Annotated in this window: 19 protein-coding genes and 1 pseudogene; 9 read left to right on the plus strand and 11 right to left on the minus strand. The window is 64.0% G+C overall.

What is annotated here, in order from left to right; translation table 11 throughout:
* Positions 1-475: 475 nt before the first annotated feature.
* The 3 genes from G566_RS0112770 to hppD all read right to left on the minus strand — a co-directional run bounded on the left by G566_RS0112770 (position 476) and on the right by hppD (position 3,342).
* A complete protein-coding gene (locus tag G566_RS0112770; RefSeq protein WP_022681060.1) occupies positions 476-1,642 on the minus strand; it encodes a nucleotide sugar dehydrogenase in 1,167 nt (388 codons plus the stop codon).
* Positions 1,643-1,720: 78 nt separating this feature from the next.
* Positions 1,721-2,263, minus strand: coding sequence for a VOC family protein (locus tag G566_RS0112775; protein ID WP_022681061.1), 543 nt, complete (start codon positions 2,261-2,263; stop codon positions 1,721-1,723).
* Positions 2,260-3,342: a 4-hydroxyphenylpyruvate dioxygenase gene (hppD, locus tag G566_RS0112780; RefSeq protein ID WP_022681062.1), complete on the minus strand. Its 1,083-nt coding sequence runs from the start codon at positions 3,340-3,342 to the stop codon at positions 2,260-2,262. The genes G566_RS0112775 and hppD overlap by 4 nt, the downstream gene beginning before the upstream one ends.
* Positions 3,343-3,476: 134 nt before the next feature.
* Between hppD and G566_RS0112785 the strand changes: the two genes are divergently transcribed.
* Entirely contained in the window at positions 3,477-3,938 is a 462-nt protein-coding gene (locus G566_RS0112785; protein ID WP_022681063.1) for an Lrp/AsnC family transcriptional regulator, read from the plus strand.
* Here the strand turns inward: G566_RS0112785 and G566_RS0112790 are convergent.
* The gene (locus G566_RS0112790) at positions 3,935-5,149 is read right to left on the minus strand and encodes an acyl-CoA dehydrogenase (RefSeq protein WP_022681064.1); all 1,215 of its coding nucleotides are present in this window, start codon (positions 5,147-5,149) and stop codon (positions 3,935-3,937) included. The genes G566_RS0112785 and G566_RS0112790 overlap by 4 nt on opposite strands.
* 91 nt (positions 5,150-5,240) lie before the next feature.
* Here G566_RS0112790 and G566_RS0112795 point away from each other — a divergent pair, with 91 nt between their 5' ends.
* Positions 5,241-6,251 carry a fumarylacetoacetate hydrolase family protein gene (locus G566_RS0112795; RefSeq protein ID WP_022681065.1) on the plus strand — a complete coding sequence of 337 codons (1,011 nt, stop codon included), beginning with the start codon at positions 5,241-5,243 and terminating at the stop codon, positions 6,249-6,251.
* A 192-nt stretch (positions 6,252-6,443) separates the two neighbouring features.
* Here the strand turns inward: G566_RS0112795 and G566_RS14480 are convergent, their stop codons facing one another.
* The 6 genes and pseudogenes from G566_RS14480 to G566_RS0112825 form a co-directional block, all read right to left on the minus strand.
* Complete coding sequence (locus tag G566_RS14480) at positions 6,444-9,563, minus strand: WD40/YVTN/BNR-like repeat-containing protein (protein WP_243442457.1); 3,120 nt, start codon at positions 9,561-9,563, stop codon at positions 6,444-6,446.
* Between the two features lie 67 nt (positions 9,564-9,630).
* A complete protein-coding gene (locus G566_RS0112805; protein WP_022681067.1) occupies positions 9,631-10,068 on the minus strand; it encodes a host attachment family protein in 438 nt (145 codons plus the stop codon).
* Positions 10,069-10,155: 87 nt separating this feature from the next.
* Positions 10,156-10,938 carry a sulfite exporter TauE/SafE family protein gene (locus G566_RS0112810; protein ID WP_022681068.1) on the minus strand — a complete coding sequence of 261 codons (783 nt, stop codon included), beginning with the start codon at positions 10,936-10,938 and terminating at the stop codon, positions 10,156-10,158.
* Between the two features lie 200 nt (positions 10,939-11,138).
* Positions 11,139-11,315, minus strand: a pseudogene (locus G566_RS15705) (glycogen debranching enzyme); the annotation flags it as partial.
* The gene (locus G566_RS15615; protein WP_022681070.1) at positions 11,245-11,541 is read right to left on the minus strand and encodes an early set domain-containing protein; all 297 of its coding nucleotides are present in this window, start codon (positions 11,539-11,541) and stop codon (positions 11,245-11,247) included. The pseudogene G566_RS15705 and the gene G566_RS15615, both read right to left, overlap by 71 nt.
* Complete coding sequence (locus G566_RS0112825) at positions 11,538-13,166, minus strand: alpha-D-glucose phosphate-specific phosphoglucomutase (protein WP_022681071.1); 1,629 nt, start codon at positions 13,164-13,166, stop codon at positions 11,538-11,540. Before G566_RS0112825 ends, G566_RS15615 begins: the two co-directional genes overlap by 4 nt.
* A gap of 375 nt (positions 13,167-13,541) precedes the next feature.
* On the opposite strand from G566_RS0112825, the gene G566_RS0112830 reads away from it, so the two are divergent.
* The 5 genes from G566_RS0112830 (at position 13,542) to G566_RS0112850 (ending at position 22,032) form a co-directional block, all read left to right on the plus strand.
* Positions 13,542-16,514, plus strand: a complete 2,973-nt coding sequence (locus G566_RS0112830) for a VPS10 domain-containing protein (protein ID WP_022681072.1) — start codon at positions 13,542-13,544, stop codon at positions 16,512-16,514.
* A gap of 48 nt (positions 16,515-16,562) precedes the next feature.
* The gene (putA, locus tag G566_RS0112835; RefSeq protein ID WP_022681073.1) at positions 16,563-20,186 is read left to right on the plus strand and encodes a bifunctional proline dehydrogenase/L-glutamate gamma-semialdehyde dehydrogenase PutA; all 3,624 of its coding nucleotides are present in this window, start codon (positions 16,563-16,565) and stop codon (positions 20,184-20,186) included.
* Complete coding sequence (locus G566_RS0112840; protein ID WP_022681074.1) at positions 20,186-21,313, plus strand: alanine racemase; 1,128 nt, start codon at positions 20,186-20,188, stop codon at positions 21,311-21,313. The genes putA and G566_RS0112840 overlap by 1 nt, the downstream gene beginning before the upstream one ends.
* Positions 21,303-21,698, plus strand: a complete 396-nt coding sequence (locus G566_RS0112845) for a RidA family protein (protein ID WP_022681075.1) — start codon at positions 21,303-21,305, stop codon at positions 21,696-21,698. Before G566_RS0112840 ends, G566_RS0112845 begins: the two co-directional genes overlap by 11 nt.
* A gap of 67 nt (positions 21,699-21,765) precedes the next feature.
* Positions 21,766-22,032: a hypothetical protein gene (locus G566_RS0112850; RefSeq protein WP_022681076.1), complete on the plus strand. Its 267-nt coding sequence runs from the start codon at positions 21,766-21,768 to the stop codon at positions 22,030-22,032.
* Between the two features lie 48 nt (positions 22,033-22,080).
* Here the strand turns inward: G566_RS0112850 and G566_RS14485 are convergent, their stop codons facing one another.
* On the minus strand, positions 22,081-23,826 hold the full coding sequence (locus G566_RS14485) for an amidohydrolase (protein WP_169522868.1): 1,746 nt from the start codon (positions 23,824-23,826) through the stop codon (positions 22,081-22,083).
* Between the two features lie 180 nt (positions 23,827-24,006).
* On the opposite strand from G566_RS14485, the gene G566_RS0112860 reads away from it, so the two are divergent.
* Positions 24,007-24,954 carry an MBL fold metallo-hydrolase gene (locus tag G566_RS0112860; RefSeq protein ID WP_156874530.1) on the plus strand — a complete coding sequence of 316 codons (948 nt, stop codon included), beginning with the start codon at positions 24,007-24,009 and terminating at the stop codon, positions 24,952-24,954.
* 103 nt (positions 24,955-25,057) lie between these two features.
* Entirely contained in the window at positions 25,058-26,302 is a 1,245-nt protein-coding gene (locus G566_RS0112865; protein WP_022681079.1) for an acyl-CoA dehydrogenase family protein, read from the plus strand.
* Positions 26,303-26,336: the final 34 nt, after the last annotated feature.

Here is a 26,336-nt window from a genome sequence, read left to right on the forward strand (position 1 = left end):
TTAACGACATTGATTGATTTGGCTGATAGCGGCGCGCAAGAATCGGGGAGTTTTCGGGGGAGACGCCCGCGCATCGTCTCGAAACGGCGCCCGCACCTTAAGACGAAGGCTCCCGCATCGTTCGGGGCACGCCGGCGCTCCACGGCAGCTAAACGTAACAGATCCAAATCTATTTCAAGCTGCCGCTCAATGGGAAGGAGACCGACGCCGCCAATACCTACGTGCTCTGCCTGGGCGCCCGCACCAGCGCCCAGAAGGACAGCTGCCAGGACGAAAGCGGCGGGCCGCTTACCCGCCGGTTGGGCTGGTTTCCACCGGGGTTGGCTGTGGCTGCAAGGGTGTGCCGGCGCTCTATAACAATGTCGCGTATTATGCCGAATAGATCGAAGCCGTGCAGCAGGGGGGAAGACCAGCGGCGTCACGCGCTGTGTGGTGGCACAATCCGGCCCGCGCAAACTGGCCTGTTCGGCCAAACTCAATCCGCCCCGAACAAATCGCGGGTGAACAGCTTGCTTTCCACGTCGGCCAGATCAGGGCTCATCCGATTAGCCAGGATCAAGTCGGCCTCCGCCTTGAAAGCATCAAGATCGCGCACCACGCGTGATCCGAAGAACTGATCTTCGGCCAGCGCCGGTTCGTAGAGGATCACCGGGATGCCGCGCGCCTTGATGCGCTTCATGATGCCCTGGATCGAGGATTGGCGGAAATTGTCACTGTTGGCCTTCATCACCAGCCGATAGACGCCCACAGTGCGCGGCTTGCGATCAAAGATGCGCTGCGCCAGGAAATCCTTGCGAGTGCGGTTGGCATCGACGATCGCAGCGATCAGATTCTGCGGCACCGCGCCATAATTAGCCAGCAACTGCTTAGTATCCTTGGGCAGGCAATAGCCGCCATAACCGAACGATGGATTGTTGTAATGCAGCCCGATGCGCGGATCGAGGCCGGTGCCTTCAATGATCTGGCGCGCGTCCATGCCGGCGGCCATGGCATAGCTGTCCAGCTCGTTGAAGAAGGCGACGCGCATGGCGAGATATGTGTTGGCGAACAGCTTGATGGCTTCGGCTTCGGCCGGATCGGTGAGCAGCACCGCCACGTCCTTTTTGGCCGCGCCTTCCAGCATCAGATCGGCAAACTGCCGCCCGCGCAGGCCGGTGTCGCCCACGATGATGCGCGATGGGTAGAGATTGTCGTTCAGCGCCCGGCCTTCGCGCAGGAATTCCGGAGAGAAAAACACATTGTCGCTGCCCAGATTGCGGCGCAGACGGGTGATGAAACCCACCGGGATGGTGGATTTCACCACCACCGACGCCGCCGGATTGGCCGCCAGCACAGCGCGCGCCACATTTTCCACCGACGACGTGTCGAAATGATTGGTGTGGGGATCGTAATCGGTGGGCGTGGCGATCACCACCAGTTCGGCATCGCGGGCGGCGGCGGCCAGATCGGTCGTCGCCGCCAGCTGCAGCGGCTTGTAGGCGAGGAAATCCTCCAGCTCGGCATCGACGATCGGGCTCTTGCGGTTGTTGACCAGATCGACCCGCGCCGCGCTCACGTCCACCGCCGTCACGTCATGGTTCTGCGCCAGCAGCACGGCGTTCGACAAGCCGACATAGCCCAGACCGACAACGGCAATCTTCATGATCTACTCCACTGCACCGGCAGCAATACGCCGCCTATCTGGCGTGTTGCGCGCGGCCTTGCAATGCCGGTTCGTGTCTCAGTCGTCGCCGGGCGGCTGATGCAACCAAGCGGCATGTTTGGGCGCCTGCTTTGTTTCGCGCCATTCGGCCAGCATCGCCGGGGCAACTGCCTTTAGTTCGGCATATTGTTCCGCGGTACCGATGTTGCAGGCCAGTTCAAGGCGATGCCCGTTGGGATCGAAGAAATAGATCGATTTGAAGATGCCGTGCCAGGTTGGCCCCAGAACATCGATGCCCTGCCCCTCCAGATGCTCCTTGGCGCTGAGCAGTTCGGCCTCATTCTCCAATTCGAATGCGATGTGCTGCACCCAGGCCGGCGTGTTGGGGTCCTTGCCAATCTCCGGCTGGTTCGGCAGTTCGAAAAAGGCCAGCACATTGCCGCCGCCGCAATCAAGGAAAACGTGCATATAGGGATCATAGGCGCCGGTGGACGGCACATGATCCTCGGCAAAGGCCGTGGTGTAGGTCATGCCCAGCGTCTTTTCATACCAGGCCACGGTTTCGGCGGCGTCGCGGCAGCGATAGGCGACATGGTGGATGCGCTTGAGGGTCGGCGTCATTGGGCTGGCTCCACCTGCAGCACACCTCGCCGCACCTGGTTGCGCTCCATGCTTTCGAACAACGCCTTGAAATTGCCTTCGCCAAAGCCTTCATCACCCTTGCGCTCGATGAACTCGAAGAACATCGGGCCGACCATCGTCTCGGAAAAGATCTGGAGCAGCAGGCGTTTTGAGCAATCCGTGGTGCCATCCAGCAGGATGCCGCGGCTCTGCAATTCCGCGACCGGTTCGCCATGGCAGGGCAGGCGTTCGGCCAGCATCTCATAGTAAGTCGCAGGCGGCGGCGTCATGAACGGGGTGCCGATGGCCTTCAGCCGATCCCAAACGCCGAGCAGATCATCACAGGCAAAGGCGATGTGCTGGATGCCCTCGCCATTGTAGGCGCGCAGGAATTCCTCGATCTGGCCGCCACCGCCCCTGCCCTCTTCGTTCAGCGGAATGCGGATCTTGCCATCAGGCGCGGTCATCGCCTTACTGGTCAGGCCGGTATATTCACCCTTGATGTCGAACCAGCGGATCTCGCGGAAACCAGCGATCCGCTCATAAAACGCCGCCCAGTGCGCCATGCGGCCGCAATAGACATTGTGGGTGAGGTGATCGATCACCTGCAGCCCGGCGCCAACGGGATTGCGCTCAACGCCGTCTTCATACACGAAATCAATGTCATAGATGGAAAGATCATCGCCGTACCGGTCGATGAGATAAATGATCGACCCACCAATGCCGCGAAAGCCCGGCAGGCGCAATTCCATCGGCCCGGTGCGGCTTTCCACAGGCTCGGCGCCGCGCTCCAGGGCTTCGGCATAGGCTTTCGCCGCATCCTTCACCCGCCAGCCCATGCCGCAGGCCGAAGCGCCATGTTCGGCGGCGAAATACCAGGCCGGGCTGTGCTTTTCGTAATTGGCGATCAGGTTGATGCCGCCCTGCCGCCACAGTTGCACATCCTTGGAACGGTGACGGGCGACCTGGGCAAAGCCCATGGCGGCAAACACCGGTTCCAGTACGCCCTTGGTGGGCGCACAGAATTCGATGAACTCAAAGCCGTTGAGGCCTAGCGGATTTTCGAGCAGATCGGCCAATGCGGCTCCCCATGAAAAATTACGCCCGTTATAGTAGCGCAAACCATCGCCAATGTCTGTGCATGTTGGCGTCATGCAGGATAGATCGGCGCACAAGCCTTGCGCTAACGGAGAAAAGCCCGCACTATCCGTTCATGTTTGATGCCTTCGACCTCAAGATCCTCGCCCTTTGGCAGCAACGTGGCGACATTGGCCCGGTGGAAATGGGCGAAGCCATCCACCTGTCCGCCTCGCAATGCTCGCGCCGGATGGCTGCACTGAAAAAGGCTGGCCATGTGCGCGGTTTCCACGCCGTACTCGATCCGGCGGCTGTCGGCGTTGGCCTGATGGCCTATGTGCTGCTCACCATGAAGAGCCACTCACCGGAAGCGGCCGAGGCTTTCCGTGCCCGCATCATGGAACTGGATGAAGTGATGGAGTGCCACAAGCTGACCGGGGAGGCCGACCTGATCCTGAAGGTCGCCACCCGCGATCTGGCCAGCTTCAACCAGTTGCTGTCCCACCGCATCCTGGCCGCGCCGGAAGTGGCAACCGCGCGCTCCTCCATCATCCTCGATGAAGTGAAGAGCACGACGGCACTGCCAATCCGGGTTTAGAAGAAAGCCTGCAGCCCCGTCTGGGCGCGGCCCAGAATAAGCGCGTGGACGTCGTGCGTGCCTTCATAGGTGTTCACGGCTTCCAGGTTCATCACGTGGCGGATCACACCATATTCGTCGGAAACGCCGTTGCCGCCGTGCATGTCGCGCGCCACCCGGGCGATATCGAGCGCCTTGCCGCAGTTGTTGCGCTTCAGCAGCGAGATGGCTTCCGGTGCCAGGCGCTTTTCATCCATCAGGCGGCCACCGGCCAGCGCCGCACACAGGCCCAGCGTGATCTCGGTCTGCATGTCGGCCAGCTTCTTCTGGATCAGCTGCGTTGCTGCCAGCGGCCGACCGAACTGCTTGCGATCCAGCGTGTATTGCCGGGCGGCGTGCCAGCACCATTCGGCGGCCCCCATCGCGCCCCAGGCAATGCCGAAGCGCGCGTTGTTGAGGCAACCGAACGGGCCGGCGAGCCCTTCGACGCCTTTCAGGATGCGCTCTTCGGGCAGATGCACATCGGCCAGCACGATCTCGCCCGTGACACCGGCCCGCAGGGAGAATTTGCCTTCGATCTTGGGCGTGGAAAAGCCAGCATCGCCGCGTTCGACGATGAAGCCGCGGATCTTGTCGTCCTCGCACTTGGCCCACACCACCGCGACATCGGCGAGCGGGGAGTTGGTGATCCACATCTTGGCGCCAGAAAGCAGCCAGCCGCCCTGCACCTTCCTGGCGCGGGTCTTCATGCCGGCCGGATCGGAACCGGCGTCAGGCTCGGTCAGGCCGAAGCAACCGATGAGTTCGCCGCTGGCCAGGCCCGGAAGATAGCGCTCACGCTGGGCTTCGGAGCCATAGGCATAGATCGGATACATCACGAGGGACGACTGCACACTCATGGCCGAACGATAGGCCGAATCCACCCGCTCCACCTCGCGCGCGATCAGGCCATAGGCCACGTACGAAGTACCGGCGCAGCCATAACCCTTGATGGTGGGGCCGAGCAGGCCGGCAGCGCCGAATTTCTTCATCAGCGCCGGATCGAACGTCTCGTTGCGGTTGGCGAGTTTCACCACCGGCATCAGTTCGGCATCGCAGAAGGCGCGCGACGCATCGCGCACCATTGTCTCTTCTTCGGTCAACTGGCTGGCCAGCAGCAGCGGGTCTTCCCAATCGAACTTCGGCCACTTGGGCGCAAAATGCTGAACATCAGTGGCAGCGGTGGTGGCCATGATTGAAACTCCTCTTGTTGCCCTGCTTTAACCGCCAGTGGTCGCTCCGCCAAGGCTTGCAAGCCGCGACAAACGGGTTCAGCCTCGGGGTATGAAGCTTGCCTCCTTGAAATCCGGCCGCGATGGCCGCCTCGTCGTTGTCACTGATGATCTGGCTTGGTGCGCCGCACCGCCGCCCATGTATCCCACGCTGCAATCGGTGCTGGATGATTGGGATCATGCGGCCCTGGTGCTGGAAGGGGTGGCGCTGTCACTGGCGCACGACGCGGTTCCGCATGCGCGGTTCCACGAACGCGCCGCCGCGGCACCCTTGCCACGCGCGTTCCAATGGGCCGACGGATCGGCCTATGTGAACCATGTCGAACTGGTCCGCCGGGCACGCGGTGCCGAACTGCCGGCGAGCTTCTGGCAGGATCCTTTGATGTATCAGGGCGGCAGCGACCAGTTCCTGTGCCCGCGCGAACCCATCGCCTTCCACGATCCCGCTTGGGGCCTCGATCTCGAAGCCGAAGTCGTTGTCGTCACCGGTGACGTGCGCCAGGGCGCCAGCCGCGAGGAAGCGCTGGAGGCCATTCGCCTGGTCGGCCTGGTCAACGATATTTCGCTGCGTGGCCTGATCCCCGATGAACTGGCCAAGGGCTTCGGCTTCGTTCAGTCCAAACCCGCTTCGGCCTTGTCGCCCGTGCTGGTGACGCCGGCGGCGCTGGGTGAACACTGGCAGGATGGCAAGCTGATCGGCACGCTCAGCATTGATCTCAACGGCCAGCCGTTCGGTCGCGTTGAAACACATGTCGACATGACCTTCGATTTCGGCACGCTAATCGCCCATCTCGCCAAAACGCGGGCCATCGGTGCCGGCAGCATCATCGGTTCGGGCACGGTTTCCAACCGCGATGCCGATGGCGGCCCCGGCAAGCCCTGCGCGTACGGTGGCCTTGGCTATGCCTGCATTGCCGAACAGCGCATGATCGAAACCATCCTGTCGGGCTCACCGGCAACGCCATGGCTTAGCCCCGGCGACGTGGTACGCATCGAGATGCTAGACGAGCAGCACCGCAGCATTTTTGGCGCCATCGAGCAAGCGGTGGTAGCCGCCGGCTGACCCAGCTTGGCAACCAGAACCGGCTGCCAAGCTGTAATTTCTCAGCCGCAGATCAGATACCGGCTCCAAGACTTGTCACCCATGCCATTTTCGGAGCGTTCAGTTAAGCCAGAGCCTAACGATGACGGAAAGCAAGGGTAAGGTACGGCGGCCAGTGTGCGACCTCCGCCTCAGTAGGCAATACCCCGCCGACTACTTCACCCGGTCCAGCGGCTTAAGCCCTGCGGCCTGCAGTGCGGCATTGACGGATGGCAATTCGGTCAATGCCGTTTCCAGCGCCTGCAACTGCCGCGCCAGCTGGCCCGACAGATCGGCAAACACCGCCTGCGCGCCATCGGTGGGCGCCGCATCTGCGCTGTCGATCACGCCGATCAGGCCGGCCAGCTTGTCGTTCAGCTTGATAGGATAGTTCAGCGGGTCCTGCCGGCTCTGGTTCGTCACCTGGTAGATCTCGGCTTCCACCGCCGCCAGCTTCGCCAGCAGCGCGGTTACCGGTGCCGGCAGCGGTTTGGCCTTGGCCTGCGCTTCGGCCTGTGCCCGCAAGCTGCGCACCAGCAGCACGGCCTTGTTGGCCTCTGTCACCTTGGCGGTGACGGCCTGGGCCAGATCATAGCGCGCCTTCAGATCAGCGTCGCTCACGCCCGTCACGCGCGGATCGCGCGTGATGGCAAAGCCTTGCTCCTGTTGCTTGCCATCGGTAATCAGCTGCGCCTTGTAGGCACCGGGCAGCGCCAGCACACCGCGGTTGCGGCTGGTCCACAGGATCATGCCGTCGAAATCGGTGAAGCCGGGATGGCGCATGTTCCAGGTGAAGCGGTTCATGCCCGGCTGCATCGCGGCTGTCGGCGGCCCCTTGGGCGCGTCGCCGCCGTCCTCATCATCGCCGCCGGCTGGCTTCTCGTCCTTCTTGGGGTCTTCGGTCTTGCCTTCGAAGCGTTGGATCAAGGCGCCATCAGGCCCGTAGATCGCGATACCCAGCGATTTGGGCGCGGCCTTCAGATAATAATCGATGGCAACGCCGGCATCGACTGCGCGCACCGCCGGCGCCGGCGCAAACAGCCGGGTTTCCGGCGTGGCAGCGGCCTGCACCTGGCGCAGCACGTCGATGTTATCCATCACCCAGAAACTGCGGCCGTGCGTGGAGATCACCAGATCATGATCGGTCACCGCCAAATCCGAAACCTGCACCACGGGCAGATTGGCCTGCAGTTTGTGCCAGGCGCTGCCGCCATCAAAGCTGGCCCACACCCCGCGTTCGGTGCCGAGATAGAGCAGGCCGGGGCGCTTTACATCCTCCCGGATCGATCGCGCCATTTCGTCGGCAGGCAGGCCGGTGGCAATTTCCACCCACGTCTTGCCATAATCGCTGGTCTTCCAGGCGATGGGCTTGAAATCATCCAACAGGAAGCGATGGCCAACCACATAGGCGGTACCGGGGCTGTGGGGGCTGTCTTCCACGGTGGTGATCTTGGTGAATTTCGGGAGCTTGGGCGGGGTGATGTTGGCCCAGTTGGCGCCGCCATCGCGGGTGATGTGCACCAGACCATCGTCAGACCCGGCCCAGATCACGCCCTTCTCCAGCCGCGACGGGGCGAGCGCAAACACGGTGGCATAGGTTTCCACCCCAGTCTGATCGCGCGTGATCGGACCGCCCGATGGGCCCAGCGTGGCAGGATCATGCGCGGTCAGATCCGGGCTGATCTTTTCCCAGCTCTGACCTTCATTGCGGCTCTTCCAGACATGCTGCGAGGTGACATAGAGCGTGCCGGCATCATGCGGATCGAACAGGATCGGGAAGGTCCACTGGAAGCGCTCGGCAATGTCGCTGGCCGACGCGCCCATGGGATTGTCCGGCCGAACGGTGATGGTGCGGCTCTGTCCGGTGCGATGGTCGTAACGGGTGAGCAGGCCGCCATAGCTGCCGGCATAATAGATATCGGGATTGCGCGGATCGGGCGCCACATAGCCGCTCTCGCCGCCACCCACGGCGATACCATAGAGGCCGCCCAGCACATTCTGGTTGCCCCAGCCGCGCGACGGCACGCAGATGGTCGAATTGTCCTGCTGGCCGCCGCAGGCATAATAAGGTTTGTGGGCGGTCAGGCTGAGACGGTAAATCTGCGCCGTCGGGAAATTCTGCTTTGTCCAACTGGTGCCGCCGTTCACGGACACATTGGCGCCGCCATCATTGGCCTGCACCATGCGGTTGTTGTCGTCAGCCGCGATCCACAGATCATGGTTGTCGCCGTGCGGCACGCGGATCTTCTTGGGGAAGGTCTTGCCGCCGTCATCGGAGCGGTGGAAATTGACGTTGAGCACATAGACGCGCTCCTTGTCCTTCGGGTCCGCCACGATGCGGGTATAGTAGAAGGCGCGCTGGCGCAGATCGCGGCTGTCGTTGCGCTTTTCCCAGGTCTTGCCGCCATCATTGCTGGCATAGACGCCGCCGGCCGCCTCATTCTCGATGATGGCGTACACGCGGTTGGGATCGACCGGTGACACGCTCACCCCGATCTTGCCGAGCAGGCCGTCCTTCGGCAGGCCGGGCGCCCGGCTGATCTCGGCCCAACTGGTGCCGCCATCAAGGCTCTTGAAAAGGCCGCTGCCCGGCCCGCCCGACGACATGCCCCACGGCTTGCGCCAGGCTTCCCACAGCGCTGCATATACCACATCGGGGTTCGAAGGATCGATGCTGATGTCCACGGCGCCGGTCTTGGCATCACGATACAGCACCTTGCTCCACGTCTTGCCGCCGTCCTTTGTGCGAAACACGCCGCGATCGGGATTGTCAGCGCCATAATGGCCAAAGCCGCCGACAAACACGGTGTCGCAATCCTTGGGGGCAATCCGCACGCGGCTGAAGTTGTGCACATCGGCCAGACCGATCTTCGCCCAAGTCTTGCCGCCGTCTGCGGTTTTCCACACACCATTGCCGGGCAGCACATTGCCGCGCAGCTGGCTTTCGCCGGTGGTTGCATAAACGATATCGGGATTGGCCTCACACACCGCCACCCCGCCAAAGGCCGCGGTGTCGGTCTTGCCGTCGGTCATCGGCTGCCAGCTGGTGCCGCCGTCGGTCGTCTTCCACAGGCCGCCGCCGGCTGCGGCAAACCAGTATTCGTTAGGACGTTTGACGCTGCCGATGGCCGAAATGGAACGGCCACCGCGCGCCGGTCCGATGTTGCGCCATTTCAGGCCGGTGAAATAGGCTTCCACCCCAGGCGGCGTGGTCGGCTTCGCCGCTTCTACCGCAAGGCCCTGCCCAGCCAACATCGCCGACAGGCTGGCAGCCATCATCCACACAGAACGCATATTCAGTCTCCCTTTTGCCGCCGTGTTAGCACCCGGGCAACAAGAGGCAATCGGCTTTGGCGAAAGCTCAACGGATAATGATGGCCGCAATCTCGTCGACCGGGTGGCCGGTCAGATCCTTGTCGATTTCGGCGACGATGCGGGCGCTCACCTCCCGACTGTAGTGGCGGCGCAGTTCAGCCAGCGTGCGCGGCGGTGCCACGATCACGATTTCGGCCCCGTCGTCACCCCCTGCACGGCGGGCAAGCAAGCCGGCAGCTTCGGCTGCAAAACGATCCTCGGCTTGCTGGTGCCAATCGGTCTGTTCCATCGCGCTTGGCGTTCCGCTTGCACTGGAAAAGGCCCGGCCCGGCTGATCGCTGCCCAGATCGCGGGTCGGCGCACCGCTGCGTTCGGCGCTTGCTTCCACTTTCAGAACTGGATTGCGAAAATCTCCGCTGTTGCGGAGCAGCAGATATTTCTGGCCGTCAACAACCAGAACCAGAGCATCGTGGTGCAGGTTCATACCCATCTCCTCAAACAGAGTAACGGGCATATTACAGCGGCGATCGCTTCAATGCGCCAGCCGGGGTTTCCACGGATGCCGGCCTTTTCAGGCCAGCGCCAGCCACAGGCTGTAGATGCTGCTGGCCACCAGCATCAGGCCCACCAAGACCAGCAAGCGGCCCGCGGGGACCCGGCTGGCAATGATGGCGCCCAGCGGTGCGGCCAGCAGCCCGCCAATCACCAGGCCGATCACGGCCGTGGAAAAGGCCTCCGGCCCCAGTTGGGTGACAAAGCTGACCGAAATCGCCATCGTCACCAAGAATTCGGCGGTGTTCACCGTGCCGATGGTGGTGCGCGGCGAAGCGCCCTGAATCAACAGGTTAGACGTGACGATCGGCCCCCAACCGCCGCCGCCCGCCGCATCCAGAAAACCGCCCACGAGGCCCAATGGTGGCACCAGGCGCGGCGCGCGGCGGGGCGGCCCATGGTCCAGCCGCCAAGCCCGCCACAGCAGATAGACGCCAATGCCGGCCAGATAGGCCATCACGAACGGCCGCGCGAGACTGGCATCAATATTGGAGAGAACATAGGCGCCGGCCGCCCCGCCGATCATGCCCGGTATCGCCAGCCGCGCCAGCAGACCCCAATCGACATTGCGATAGATGATGTGGCTGATCGCCGAAGCCGCCGTGGTGAAACATTCGACCAGATGCACATTGGCCGAAGCCCGCGCCGGCGCCAGCCCCACCATGCCAACCAGCATCAGATTGGTGATCAGGCCAAAGGCCATGCCCAGCGCGCCATCAATCAGCTGCGCCAGGAAGCCGACCGCAATGAAGGGCAGCAGAGCCTGCACGAATTCGATGGAAAGATCGGGCAATGCCGTCATGCCGGGCAAAATCCCTGGCTGATATTGTGCATGGTCGATCCCTTCCGTCCGCCAGGGGAGTTACAGCACTGGTAACAGGTGATTTCGGTGCGGCAAACCACCGGAGCCGGCCGAAACACGGGGTTTGCGGCAATCATTAGCTTGGCTGCGCCAAGCCGGGCTTTGGCAAAGGCTCAGCGCCAGCCAGCCTATGCGCCGTCAACACGACCCTCCAACGCTCGGTCGCGGCCTGCCCAATCGATCCAGTTGGCCTGATTGTCCTGCGCATGGCCATTGTTGTTGCCGCCCTGGCTGCGGCCGAATTCATCACCGGCGGTGAGCATGATGGTGCCGGTGGAGGCGAACAGGCTGTCCAGCAAGGCGCGCAGATCGGCGGCGCACGCGGGGCAGCCGGCCGGGGACAATGGCTGGCAGCACGATGCCGGGGGTGTCCACGCCGTCCTGCGCCAGCTGCGGGTCCTGCACGAAGCGGCGACCCAGTTCGACAGCATGGGGATCGAAAAGGAACTTCGCCGGATCGAACCACAGGCCGGCCGCCGGATTCGATTCCCAATTGGGCCGGTAACAATCGTGGGCGCGGCCAGCCGCGAAACAGGGCGTCATGTCACCACGTCGGGCCGGGCTCGTCCCGTGTGGCGGGTGATGCCGGCGAGTGTCTCTGCTGCCGCGATCAGATCGGCCAGCATCGCGGGCGTTTCGCGATCGATGGCGCCATCGGGCGGTTGATAGGCTTCCAGATAGACCCGCAAGGTCGCACCCTCGGTGCCGGTGCCGGATAGGCGGAACACGATGCGCGATCCGCACACAAACAGCACGCGCAGGCCCTGGTTGGCGCTGACCGAGCCATCGACCGGATCGGTGTAACTGAAGCTATCCGCCTCCGCGACGGTGAGCGGGCCGACAGTGCGGCCTGGCAAGCTGGGCAAAGCCTGGGTGAGTTCGGCGATCAGGGCGTTGGCACTTTCGCTTTCCACCGCTTCATAATCGTGGCGGGCATAATAGTTGCGACCAAAGCGCGCCCAATGTTCACGCGCCAGCGCGTCGACACTGATGCCGCTCACGGCCAGGATGTTGAGCCAGAGCAGCACCGCCCACAGCCCGTCCTTCTCACGAACATGATCCGATCCGGTGCCGGCGCTTTCCTCGCCGCAGATCGTCACCATGCCGGCATCGAGCAGGTTGCCGAAGAATTTCCAGCCCGTGGGGGTTTCGAAGCACGGGATGCCCAGCGCCTTGGCCACAAGGTCGGCCGCGGCGCTGGTCGGCATGGAACGGGCAATGCCCTTCAAGCCCGCGGCATAGCCGGGTGCCAAATGGGCGTTGGCGGCCAGCATCGCCAGCGAATCCGACGGGGTGATGAAGCGGTGACGGCCGATGATCAGGTTGCGATCGCCGTCGCCATCCGAAGCTGCGCCGAAATCCGGCGCATCCGGCGCCATCATCGCTTCATACAGCTCGTGCGCGTGGACAAGGTTGGGATCGGGGTGATGGCCGCCAAAATCCTCCAGCGGCGTGCCATTGCGCACAGTACCCTTTGCAAAGCCCAGCCGGCGCTCGAAAATCTCGGTCGCATAAGGCCCGGTCACCGCACTCATCGCGTCAAAAGCCATGGTGAAGCCGGCAGAGACCTTGCCGCGGATCGCGGCGAAATCGAACAGGCTTTCCATCAGCGCGGCATAATCGGCGACCGGATCGATGACCTCCACTGCCATGCCACCAACGTGACTGGTGCCGATGCGATCCAGATCGACATCACCGGGCACGGACAGCCAGCGGTCAATCGTCTGCGTGCGGGCAAAGATGGCTTCGGTCACCGCTTCCGGCGCCGGGCCACCGTTGGCGATGTTGTACTTGATGCCGAAATCCTCATCTGGCCCGGCCGGATTGTGGCTGGCCGAAAGGATCAGGCCGCCGCTGGCGCCATATTTGCGGATGACATGGCTGGCGGCCGGTGTGGACAGGATACCGCCCCGCCCGACCAGCACCCGGCCATAGCCATTGGCAGCCGCCATGCGGATAGCCTGGGCGATCACCACGCGGTTATGAAAACGCCCGTCGCCGCCGATCACCAGCGTTGCGCCTTCGGTGCGGTCCACCACGTCGAACACCGATTGAATGAAGTTTTCCGCGTAATTCGGTTGGGCAAACATCCGCACTTTCTTGCGCAAGCCCGATGTGCCCGGCTTTTGCCCGGCGAACGGCGTGGTCGGATGGATCTGGATGGTCATGCCTTGCCTGTCAGTTCACGATAGAGATCGGAGGAGAGCTTGCCCCTGTTGTCCAGGAAAAATCCGCCTTCATGCCGGCGCGCTGCAGGGGCCGCACTTCCAGCACCTCGGCCCCGGGATTGGGATTGGGACTGGACGGCATGCCAGCGTGTCTTTCCTTGGGTTCCAAGCCACACACGATGTTTGATGGACCTTTGGACATCAACAAATCAAGATCAGTGGCCCGATTTTCCAGCGCTGACTATGACGTCTGGCAACGGCAGGGCAACAGGCGATTGGCCCAAAGCGCCCGCGCTTGCCAATCCCCGCCGCATCGGCTTGAGTCAGAAGCACACACGCGGCCGGACCATTGCGGCGTTCGGCAGGGAGCAGGGGATGAAGATGAAGCAGTTATTGTTCCGGGCCGTTCTTCTGGCCAGCCTTGCCGCCCTGCCCGCACCTGTTGCCGCGCAGGTACAGGATCCCGCACAATGGTCGGGGCTGCATTATCGCCAGGTGGGCCCGTGGCGCGGCGGGCGGGTGACAGCGGTCGCCGGTGTGCCCTCGCAGCCCGACACCTTCTACATGGGCACCACCGGCGGCGGCGTGTGGAAATCCACGGATTCGGGCAATAGCTGGACCAACACCAGCGATGGCCAGATCGGTGTCGCCTCCATGGGCGCGGTGGCGGTGGCCGACAGCAATCCCCAGATCGTCTATGCCGGCAGCGGCTCGTCGAAGATCCGCAGCAACGTCTCGATCGGGCGCGGCATCTGGAAATCGGTGGACGGCGCCAAGACGTGGGCGTTCATGGGCCTGCGCGACGTTGGCCAGATTTCGACCATCCGCATCAACCCGGCCAACCCTGATGAAGTGTTCGTGGCCAGCACCGGCAACCCCTTTGCCTATGGAAAGGATCGCGGCGTCTATCGCACCCGCGACGGCGGCAAGACGTGGACCAAGGTTCTTTTCATCAACGAGACGCTGGGCGCCGCCGATCTGGAGATGGCGTCCGACGATCCGAAAACCCTTTATGCCGCCATGTGGCACGGCATCCGCCGGCCGTGGACCATCACCTCGGGCAGCAAGGATGGTGGCCTCTACAAGTCCGTGGACGGCGGCGATACGTGGACAAAGCTGGCCGGCGGCCTGCCCACTGGCTTGTTCGGCAGAGCCAATATCGGCGTGTCCGCCGCCGCGCCGAACCGGCTCTATGCTTTGATCGAAGCCAAGCCGGGCGCCGGCCTTTATCGTTCCGAGGATCGCGGCCTTACATGGGCGCTGGTTAATGGCGACGGCAAGCTGACGACGCGGCCATTTTACTACACGACGCTGGGCGTGGACCCGAACAATGCCGAACAAGTGTTTGTCGGCAACGAGGATTGGTTCCGCTCCACCGATGGCGGCAAGACGTTCAAGGACGAGCCCACCCCGCACGGCGACAACCACGATGTGTGGATCAACCCGAAGAACAGCAATCTGATCGTGCAGGCCAATGATGGCGGCGCCAATGTCTCGCGCGATGGCGGCCGCACCTGGACGGTGCAATCCAACCAGCCGACGGCTGAAATCTATCAGGTCGCAGTGGACAACCAGTTTCCCTATCGCCTCTATGGCGCGCAGCAGGACAATTCGACGGTTATCCTGCCGTCGCAGCCGACGGGCAACGGCCAAGCCTATATGGAAGGGCCGGGCTGCGAAACCGGGCCGATCATCCCCAAGATCGATGATCCGCTGATGGTGTGGGCCGGCTGCAAGGGCCAGTTCAGCCGGCTCGATCTGCGCACCAACCGCAACGAGCAGCAATACTGGATCGGGAGCGAATCGCTCTATGGGGCGAACCCCAAGGATCTGCGCTTCCGCTTCCAGCGCGTCGCGCCGCTGGAAGTGTCCCCGGTTGAGCCCAACACCGTCTATTACGGCTCCCAGCACGTGCACCGGTCGAAGGACGGCGGCGTCAATTGGGAGGTGATCAGCCCTGATCTCACCGCCAATCCGCCGGAAGGCCGGATGGCGTCGGGCGATCCGATCACCATCGATGCGACCGGCGAGGAAGTTTATTCCACCGTCTATGCCATCCGCGAAAGCGCGGTGCAGCCGGGCTTGATCTGGGCCGGGTCGAACGATGGCCTGATCCACGTCACCCGCGATGGCGGCAAGACCTGGGTGAACGTCACGCCCAAGGGCCTGCCGCCGGGCGGGCGGGTGCAGAATATCGATCCCGGCGTGCGCTCTGCCGGCACGGCCTATGTGGCCTATCACCGTTATCTGCTCGGCGATTTCAGCCCCCACGCCTATCGCACCGATGATTATGGCAAGACGTGGGTGAGGATCACCACGGGCATTGCCGCCGATGAACCGGTGCGCGTGGTGCGCGAAGACCCGGTGCGGCCGGGGCTGCTCTACGCCGGCACCGAATTCGGCATGCATGTCTCGTTCGACCGCGGCGCGCATTGGCAGAGCTTCCAGATCGATCTGCCGGCCACCCCCATAACCGATATCCGCCTGGCGCACGGCGATCTGGTGCTGTCGACGCAGGGGCGCGGTTTCTACATTCTCGACAATATCGATGTGCTGCGCCAGTTGCAGGGAACGACGATCACCGCGCCGCAGCTGCTGAAGCCGGTCACCGCCGTGCGCGTGTCGCCATCGGCCGATTATGGCACCGATCCCGGCCAAGGCCCCGAATATCGCCCGCCCGGCGCGATGATCGATTATGTGCTGCCAGCCGGGACAACGGCGGTTTCCTTGAGCATCGTGGATGCCAGCGGTACGGAACTGCGCCGCTTCTCCAGCGACAGCCCGGCCGCGCGGGCGGCGCGGGGCTATCGTTACCGGCCGGTGTGGCAGACCAAGCTGGATGCCACGCCCGGCATGCACCGCCTGATCTGGGATCTGCGCCGCGGCAATGATCGCGGCCCGCTGGTACCGCCAGGCGACTATACAGTGGTGATGACGGCCGGCAGCACGACGACGCGCCAGCCGCTGACCGTGGTGGCCGATCCGCGCGTGCTGGCCAGCGGCGTCACCAACGCCGATCTGGAGGCGCAATATCAGCATAATCTGCGCGTCGGGAAACTGGCGGCCGATACCGGCGCAGCCGCCACCCGCCTGCGCGCCGCGCTGAAGGACACGACTGATCCGGCGAAGCTGGCCGCGCTGAACCGCATTGCCGCCCGCCTGCTCACGCCGCCCGTGCGTTACAGCCCGCCCGGGCTCGACACGCATGTGCGCTATCTGGCCAGCCAAACGGCGGATTTCGATGGCAAGATCGGCAACCATCCCACGGAGCGGTACGCCGAACTGCGCGCCGCCATCGATGCCATCGTGAAGGAGCTCGACGTGGCGCTGGGGCCGGCCAGGGGTTGAGGCAAACCCGCTGTTGTGCGCCGGGCGGCTTTGGGGGATATCGCGGCCATGACTGGCCCTGCCCCCTTTGCTGCCTTCGCCCCTGCCCTGTCTCCCGCCACGCCGTTACGGCAACGCATATCCGCCGCCTGCCGCACGCCGGAGCCCGAGGCGGTCGCGGCCCTGCTGCCGCTGGCCGAACTGCCGGCCGCCTTGCGCCCGAGCGTGGCCGCCACGGCTCGCGCGCTCGTCACAGCCTTGCGTGCCAAGGGCCAGCAGGGCGGCGTGGAAGGCCTGGTGAAGGAATATTCGCTGTCCAGCCAGGAAGGCGTGGCGTTGATGTGCCTGGCCGAAGCCCTGCTGCGCATTCCGGACAATGAAACCCGCGACGCGCTGATCCGCGACAAGATCGCCGGCGGCGACTGGCAGGCGCATCTGGGCGACGGCAAGACGCTGTTTGTCAACGCCGCCACTTGGGGCCTGATGGTGACCGGCAAGCTGACAGCGAGCTTTGCCGAAACCGGGCTGGGCGCGGTTCTCACCCGGCTCATCGCGCGCGCCGGCGAACCGGTGATCCGCCGCGGCATCGACATGGCGATGCAGATGATGGGCGATCAGTTCGTTACCGGCGAAACCATCGAGGAAGCGCTGAAACGCGCCCGCCGGCTGGAAGCGCAGGGCTTTGCCTACAGTTATGACATGCTGGGCGAAGCCGCGACCACCATGGCCGATGCGAACCGCTATTTCGCCGATTATGAGCACGCCATCCACGCCATCGGCGCGGCGGCAGCCGGGCGCGGCCTGTATGATGGCCCCGGCATCTCGATCAAATTGTCGGCCCTGCACCCGCGCTATGCCCGCGCGCAACTTGACCGCGTGGTGGCCGAACTACTGCCGCGCGTGGCGGCGCTGGCCGAGTTTGCCAAGGGCTATGGCATCGGCTTCAACATCGATGCCGAAGAAGCCGACCGGCTGGAACTGTCGCTCGATCTGCTGGAAGCGCTGGCGTTGTCGCCGGTGCTGAAGGGCTGGGACGGCCTGGGTTTCGTGGTACAGGCCTATGGCAAGCGCTGCCCGTTGGTGATCGACTGGCTGATCGATCTGGCCCGCCGCAGCGGCCGGCGGATCATGGTGCGGCTGGTGAAAGGCGCTTATTGGGACAGCGAGATCAAGCGCGCCCAGGTGGATGGCCTCAGCGATTTCCCGGTGTTTACGCGCAAGCTGCACACCGATGTGTCTTACCTTGCCTGCGCCGCCAAACTGCTCGGCGCCCGCGATGCGGTGTTCCCGCAGTTCGCCACCCACAATGCCCACACGCTGGCCGCCATTCACACAATGGCCGGCCCGGATTTTGCCGTGGGCAGTTACGAATTCCAGTGCCTGCACGGCATGGGTGAGGCGCTGTATGAAGAGGTGGTGGGGCCGGACAAGCTGAACCGCCCGTGCCGCATCTATGCGCCGGTGGGCACCCACGAAACATTGCTGGCCTATCTGGTGCGGCGCCTGCTGGAAAACGGCGCCAACAGCAGCTTCGTCCACCGCATCTGGGATGAGGCTGTCTCCATTGAGGAACTGATTGCCGATCCGGTCGAGGAAGCCCGCGCACTGGGCGGCAGCCCGCACCCGGTCATCGCCCTGCCCGCCGCCATTTATGGCCAGCGGTGCAATTCGAGCGGGATCGATCTCGCTAGCGAGCCGGCACTGGCCGCGCTTGCCGCGCGCCTGCAGGAAAGCGTGCAGCGGGACTGGACGGCAGCGCCGCTGATTCCGGGGCATATTTCCAGCGCCAGCCACGTGCCGGTGTGCAACCCGGCTGGCCGCAGCGATACCGTTGGCACGGTCGCATTTGCAACACTGGCCGATGTTGATCGGGCTGCCCAATCTGCCGCGCAGGCAGTCCCGTCATGGTCCGCCGTTCCGGTCACCCAGCGCGCGGCGATGCTGGACGCGGCGGCTGACCGGCTGGAAGACGACATGCCGCTGCTGATGGGGCTGATCATTCGCGAAGCCGGCAAATCCGCCGCCAACGCCATTGCCGAAGTGCGCGAAGCGGTGGATTTCCTGCGCTACTATGCCGATCAGGCCCGCCAGACGCTCGACACCACCCACAACCCGCTCGGCCCGGTGCTGTGCATCAGCCCGTGGAATTTCCCGCTGGCCATCTTCATCGGCCAAGTCGCCGCGGCGCTGGTGGCGGGCAACGGTGTTATCGCCAAGCCGGCCGAAGAAACCCCGCTGATCGCCGCCGAAGCCGTGCGCATCCTGCACGCGGCCGGCGTGCCAGCCGAGGCGCTGCTGTTTATGCCCGGCGACGGCAGTATCGGCGCAGCATTGGTCGCGCGGCCGGAAATTGCCGGCGTGATGTTCACCGGCTCCACCGAAGTGGCCAAGCTGATACAGGCCGAACTGGCCCGCCATGGCGATCACCCGATCCCGCTGATCGCCGAAACCGGCGGCCAAAACGCGATGATCGTCGACAGTTCTGCCCTATCCGAACAGGTCACCGCCGATGTGATCGCGTCGGCGTTCGATTCTGCCGGCCAGCGCTGTTCGGCGTTGCGCATCCTGTGCCTTCAGGAGGATATTGCCGACAAGCAATTGGCCATGCTCAAGGGTGCGCTCATTGAGCTGCGGTTGGGCAATCCTGATCGGCTGCGCATCGATATCGGGCCGGTGATCACCGCCGAAGCGCAGGCCACCATCACCGCCCATATCGAACGCATGCGTGGCCTTGGTTGCCGCATCCACCAGCTGCCCCTGCCCGCCGAGGCCGCCCACGGCAGCTTCGTGCCACCCACCATCATCGAGATCGACAGCATCGCCCAGATCGGCCGCGAAGTGTTCGGGCCTGTCTTGCATGTCGTCCGTTTCCCGCGCGACGCCATGGCCGCGCTGGTCGATGCCATCAACGCCACCGGCTATGGCCTCACCTTCGGCCTGCACACGCGGCTGGATGAAACCATCGAAGCCGTCACAGCCAAGGCCGCCGCCGGCAACATCTATATCAACCGCAACATCATTGGCGCGGTGGTGGGCGTGCAGCCCTTTGGCGGGCGCGGCCTGTCGGGCAGCGGTCCCAAGGCTGGTGGGCCGATCTATATCGGACGGCTGGTGCAGTCGGAACCCAACACCGGACTTGCAGGTGGCCACGCGCCCGACCCGGCTGCGGTCGCCTGGGCGGAATGGCTGGAGGCCTCCAGCCTCGACGCCAGCGCCGCATTGGTGCGCGAGGCCATCGCCGGCGCCTTGACCGGCCTCAAGTTGGAACTGCCCGGACCGGTCGGCGAAACCAACCTTTATGCCCTCCACCCCCGCGGGCTTGTGCTGCTGATACCCGCCACCGAAGCCGGCCTTGCCGTTCAGGTCGGCGCAGCGCTCGCAGGCGGCAACAGCGCCGCCATCGTCTGGCCGGGCGGGCCGCCATCCGCCTTTGCCAGCGTGCCAGCACTGGTCAGCCAGCGGCTGACCTGGCTGCCGGATTTGCCCGCAACCGCCGATTGCGCCGCCGCGCTGGTCGAAGCCGTAACGCCCGGACTGCTGCCGCGGCTCGCCGCAATGGCCGGGCCGATCCCCATCGTGCAGCTCGTCGATGCAAGCGGCCGCTATCGCCGCGACTGGCTGGTGGAGGAAGTATCGACGTCGATCAACGTCACCGCGGCTGGCGGCAATGCCAGCCTGATGGCGATGGTCTGATGGCCACCCTGTCCACCATAAACACCCCGGCGCTGGTGCTGGATCGCGCCATTGCCGCCCGCAACATGGCGCGCATGCAGGGCCATATCGCCGGCGTCGCCCCCGGCGTGCTGTTCCGCCCGCATCTGAAAACCGCCAAGAGCATCGCAGTCGCCGAGATGCTGTTCAAAGGCGCCCGCCACCCCATCACCGTTTCCACCCTGAAGGAGGCGGAACTGTTCGGCGCGGCTGGCTTCACCGACATTCTCTACGCCGTCGGCCTGTCACCGCAGAAGATCGCGCCGGTGCAGGCGCTGCGCGAACAGGGCATCAATCTCACCGTCGTCACCGACCATGTCGCCATGGCCGCTGCGATCTGTGCGGCTGCGCCTGGCGGCGAATTGCCGACCCTGATCGAGCTGGATGTTGATGGCCACCGCGCCGGCGTCGGCTTCGATGATGGCGCGGCCCTCATCGCCATCGCCGCTGCACTGGGCCCAAATTTTGCCGGCGTGATTACCCATGCCGGCGGCTCCTATGCCCTGTCTGATCCGGCCGAACTGGCGCATTTCGCTGATCAGGAAGCCGCACGCGCCGCAACGGCTGCGCGCCTACTGGAACAGGCCGGCCATGCCTGCCGCATCGTCAGCATCGGATCGACCCCCACCGGCAATGCCGTGCGCAATCTTGATGGCATCACCGAATTTCGCGCCGGCGTCTTCATGTTCGGCGATCTGGTGATGCACGGGGTCGGCGTCTGCCCGCTTGAAGACATCGCCCTGTCGGTGCTGACTACGGTCATCGGCACCTATCCCGAACGTGGCCTGGTGATTGTCGATGCCGGCTGGATGGCGCTGTCCCGCGATCGCGGCACGGCGGGCCAGGCCATCGATCAGGGCTATGGCCTGGTGTGCAGCCTTGATGGCCAGGTGCTGGGCGATGTGATCGTGTTGCAGGCCAACCAGGAACATGGCGTGATCGGCGTGCGGCCGGGCGCCACCACCGGCCTGCCGACGTTCAGCGTTGGTGATCGCCTGCGCATCCTGCCCAATCACGCCTGCGCCACGGCGGCCCAGCATGGCTGCTATAAAGTGGTGGCAGGGTCACCCGCCATCGTCGACACTTGGGAGCGATTCAGTGGCTGGTGAACCGCAAATCCGCTGCGTGAATCCGGCTGATGCCGCGCCGCCCGGCGGCCATTATTCCCACGCGGTCACTGCCGGTGGCTTCGTGTTCATCTCGGGCCAATTGCCGGTTCTCCCCTGTGGCACCCACGCGCCAGAGGCCTATTTCGCCACACAGGCGAACCAGGCGCTGGCCAATCTGTTTGCAGCGCTGGCGGCGGCCGGCGCATCGCGCCAAGCCATCGTCAAGGTCACGGTCTATGTGACGGATATCGCCGATTGGCCGGTCTTCAATGCGCTCTATGCGCAAGCCATGGGCGAACATCGGCCGGCCCGAACAGTCGTTCCCGTACCGGTACTGCATCACGGCTACCGGATCGAGATTGATGCCATCGCGCTGGCGGGCTGATCTGCCGGCGGACCCGAAGTTATTATGGCTGACGGATAGACGCGTTGCGTTTTCGCTGCCTGCTGGCATGCAGCAGAAAATTCTTGGGCTCGGGGACAACAACATGCCGCTGCTGCCGGTGATCCGCTTTCTTGGCGTCGCCCTGATGTTCAGTCAGTCTGCGGCAGAAGCCAGTCAGGCGCAAACCGTGGCCGGCACCAACGCCGCGGCGGGCTCCGAGGCCTATCAATCCTTGCGATACAGGCTTGTCGGCCCGTTTCGCGCCGGACGCACCGTGGGTGCAGTCGGGATCGAGTGCTGCGTTCGTTGCTGCTGCCTCATCATGAAAATTTGAAGTCCTGCTCGGACTGCAGAACTTTGCCTTACAACAGCGGCCATCGGCCTATCGCTGATAAACCACCTTGCCGCTGACGATGGTCGCCCGAATCCTGCCAGCCAGGATTTTTTCCGGAGCGGTCGCGGCAAGGGCGAAGGGATCAATATCCATCACTGTCAGATCAGCCCATCGGCCCTTGGCAATGATCCCCGTCTGGTCTTCGCGGAAGGCGGCATAGGCCGACCAACTGGTATAGCCCCGGATCGCTTCTTCGACCGTCAGCCGCTCTGCCGGATACCATCCGCCGGGGGGCTGAAGCTGCTTGTCCTGGCGGGTGATCGCGGCATGGAGGCCATAGAAGATGCTGTGGTCGGAGCCCGGATTGTCGGCATTGAAGGTCAATCGCGCGCCGCCTGTGCGCAGCGAGCGCCAGGCATAGGCGCCAAGGATGCGCTGCGGGCCCAGACGATCTTCGGCCCAGCTCTTGTCCTCCACCGCATGGGGCGGCTCCATCGAGGCTATCACGCCCAGCCGGGCAAAGCGCGGCTGGTCTTCGGGCGAGATGACCTGGGCATGTTCGATCCGGTGGCGGCCCTGTGCGGTGTTGGGATCGGCCTTGCACTCCGCCTCAAGGAAATCGAGCACTTCGCGGTTGCCCGCATCGCCGATGGCATGGATCCCCAGCTGGAAGCCGGCCTTCATCGCCGCCTTTGCCAGATCACGGTCAAAGCCATAACCGCTTCCGCTGATCCCGCGGTGGCCCGGCTTGTCGGCATAGTCGTCCAGCAGCCGCGCCCCACGCGATCCCAGTGCGCCGTCGTAATAGGCCTTGACCGCGCGCGTGACGAGCATGCTGTCGCTGTCCCGGTCAGGCCCCCTGGCGATCCACTGCCGCATCAACGGCGGATCGCGCAGCGAGAGCAGGGCATAGACCCGGATCGGCAGGCGGTTCTGGTCCTCCAGCTGCTGGAGTGCGGCCATCGCTTGGGCACCCACACCGGCCTCGTGCACCGCGACATAGCCGTCGGTGGCCATCTGACCCAGGCCCTTCAGCGCATGGCGCGCGACAATCGCCTGCGGCTCGGGCGGCACCGCCGCTTCGACCATCGTCGCCGCGCGGTTCAGGAAAAGGCCACTTGGCTCGCCATCCGGGCCCAGCCGCATCTCGCCCCCGACCGGAACCGGGCTGGCCTTGGTGATCTTGCCGGCATCGAGCGCGGCCTGATTGGTCCAGATGGCGAAACCGTGCAGACTGCGCAGCACCACCGGATGATCGGGCAACGCCGCGCTCAACTGCTGCTTGTCCGGATAGCGGTTGGCCCAGGCACCCTCGTCCCACCCGGCACCGAAGATCCATTCGCCCTTGGGGACGGACCGCGCCCGCTCGGCCACCTTTGCGACCGCCTGCGCTTCGGTAGCAACATCGGTCAGGTCGACCGATTCAAGCTTGGCGCCCAGTTCGATGAAATGGGTATGCGAATCGACCAGACCGGGGATCACGGTCGCGCCGTTCAGATCGATCACCCGGGTCCGCTTGCCGCGCAGCGCCAGCGCCCCCTGGTCGCTGCCGACATAGATAATCTTGCCGCCGCGGATCGCCACCGCTGCGGCATCGGGGTGCCACTTGCCGTTTGTGGTGGGCGCATCGGGCGCAGGCATGCCATCCAGCGAAGGCTCGCCCCAGCGCAGCGTATAGACATGGGCGTCGGTCAGAATCAGATCCGCACCGCCAGGCGCAGCCTTAGCCGTTGCCTGGTAACTGACGGAGATCAGGACGACGCCGAGCACGCTTGCGAACAGACCCGCCTTCATATCCATTCACTCCCTGGCATGTTCGTCGTCAGATTGTTTGAGCCAGCAGGCGGCCCAGATTGGCGGAGGGTAGGCCTCATATGGCGTTGATGTTAGGCGGCGATCTTGCGGTGTTGCAAGCGCCGATGTTCGATGGCGAGGGGGAGCAATCATATGCAATGGCGAACGTGGATTGGCTAGTTGGCTGTCGCTGCGGGTGCGGCGGCTTTGCTTATTGCGCTGGCGCCTTTTGCCTTCGCCGAACTGACCATGGCCGCTGCCACGCTCGAAACGAACATCATGCCTGCGCCGGCCAATCCGGCGCAGTTCCGGCCACTGCCTGGCAGGGCCGCAGGAACGGTCATCGACGGGCATTGGCGTGTCGAGAAGATTGCCCCGGGCACTTGGGCGATCGGCGAGCCCGCCGCCGATCCCGACAACTACGAATATCTGCTGGTCGGCAATCGCCGCGCGCTCCTGGTCGACAGCGGTGCAACCCGCAATCACGACATCCGCCCCGTCATTGATGGCCTCACGGCGCTGCCGGTTACCGTCGTTCCCAGCCACCTGCATCACGACCACACCAACGGTCTCGGTTTCTTTCGCGATATCGCACTGATCGACCTGCCGGAAACGCGTGCCCGGGCGCAGGGCAATGATGTGCGTCTGGGCCGCTACCAGTACGCCCGCCCGGAACCGGTCGACTTCACGGTGGCACAATGGATCAAGCCCGGCGAAACGATTGATCTTGGCGGGCGTTCCGTCACCATCCTGTCTACGCCCGGCCATACCACGAATTTGGTTTCGGTCTGGGAGCCGGCCGGCAAGCGCCTCTATACCGGTGATTTCCTCTACCCGACGACGCTCTATGCCTTCGCGCCGGACTCCAGCCTTTCAACCTATGTCACGACCATCGACAGGCTTCTTGCGATGATGCCGCGTGACACAAGGCTTTACGGTGCTCACTGCTGCCGCAATGGTGCCCCGCCGCAGGCGCCGTGGCTTTCGACGAGCGACCTTGAAGACACAAGAACCGCCATCAAGGGCATCCAGTCTGACGACCTGGAAGGCCGCGGGTTCATTTTCCGCCGCTTTCCGGTCAATGATCGGATGACGATGCTGACACTTTATCCGATCGCAAATCGGTAACGCATTGGAGCGTGACGCGAAGGCCGGTGGCCCTCGCAAATTGTGGGCTTGCGCCCCCGTGGCGTGACGGCAAGCATGTGGGCGGACAAGAGGACCTGAAACGATGACCATTATCTTCACCAATCCCGAGATGAACGATCTGCGCATGTCGGAAAAGGCGCGGCCGCTGTTCGATGCCGTTGTCCGTCACATCAACGACAATGTCGTGCCGATTGCGGAGGAGTTCGAAGAGCTGGGCAAGGGCCGGGCCGATCGTTGGAGCTGGGCGCCGGGGCAGCTGGAATTGCTGCAGACGGCGAAGGACAAGGCCAAGGCGGCGGGCCTCTGGAATTTCTTCCTGCCCAATGCCGAAACCGGCGAGGGGCTGAGCAATCTGGATTATGCCTATATCGCCGCCGAACTGGGCAAGGTGCCGCTGGCATCGGAATCATTGAACTGCTCGGCGCCCGATACCGGCAACATGGAAGTGTTGGAACGGGTTGGCACGAACGAGCAGAAGCAGCACTGGCTGGAGCCCCTGCTCGCCGGTGAAATCCGCTCGGCCTATGCCATGACCGAGCCTGATGTGGCCTCGTCTGATGCCAAGAACATCCGCACCCGCGCCGTGCGTGATGGCAAGGATTGGGTGATCAACGGCGAGAAATTCTATATCTCGGGTGCCGGTGATCCGCGCTGCAAGGTGATGATCGTGATGGTGCGCACCAGCGACGATGGCCCGGCGAGCAGCCAGCAATCCCAGATACTGGTGCCGATGGACACGCCCGGCGTGAAGATCCTGGGGCCGATGCATGTGTTCAGCGAAGATCACGCGCCGCGCGGCCACATGCATCTGCGCTTTGAAAATGTCCGGGTGCCGTATGAAAACATCCTGCTCGGGGAAGGCCGCGGGTTCGAGATTTCACAAGTGCGGCTGGGGCCGGGCCGTATCCACCACTGCATGCGCACCATCGGCAAGGCCGAGATCGCGCTGGATTACATGGTGAAACGCGGCAATTCTCGCGAAGCGTTTGGCCGCCCGCTGATCATGCTGGGCAAGAATCTGGAACTGATCGCCCGCGCCCGCATCGAGATCGAGGCGATGCGGTTGATGGTGCTGAAGGCTGCCAAGGCGATGGACGTGCTCGGCAACCGCGAGGCGCGGGTATGGGTGAGCATGGTGAAAGCGATGGTGCCGGAAAAGACCTGCCAGATCATCGACCAGGCAATCCAGATCCACGGTGCCGCCGGCATTTCGCAATGGACACCGCTGGCCGAACTCTATGCCGACGTTCGCCACCTGCGCTTTGCCGATGGTCCGGACGAGGTGCACCACATGGTTGTCGGACGGCACGAGACGGGGCTGCACTGATCGTTCAGCCCGCCCTTGCAGCGGCCTGGTATCA

Source organism: Sandarakinorhabdus limnophila DSM 17366, from assembly GCF_000420765.1.
GTDB classification, from domain to species: domain Bacteria; phylum Pseudomonadota; class Alphaproteobacteria; order Sphingomonadales; family Sphingomonadaceae; genus Sandarakinorhabdus; species Sandarakinorhabdus limnophila.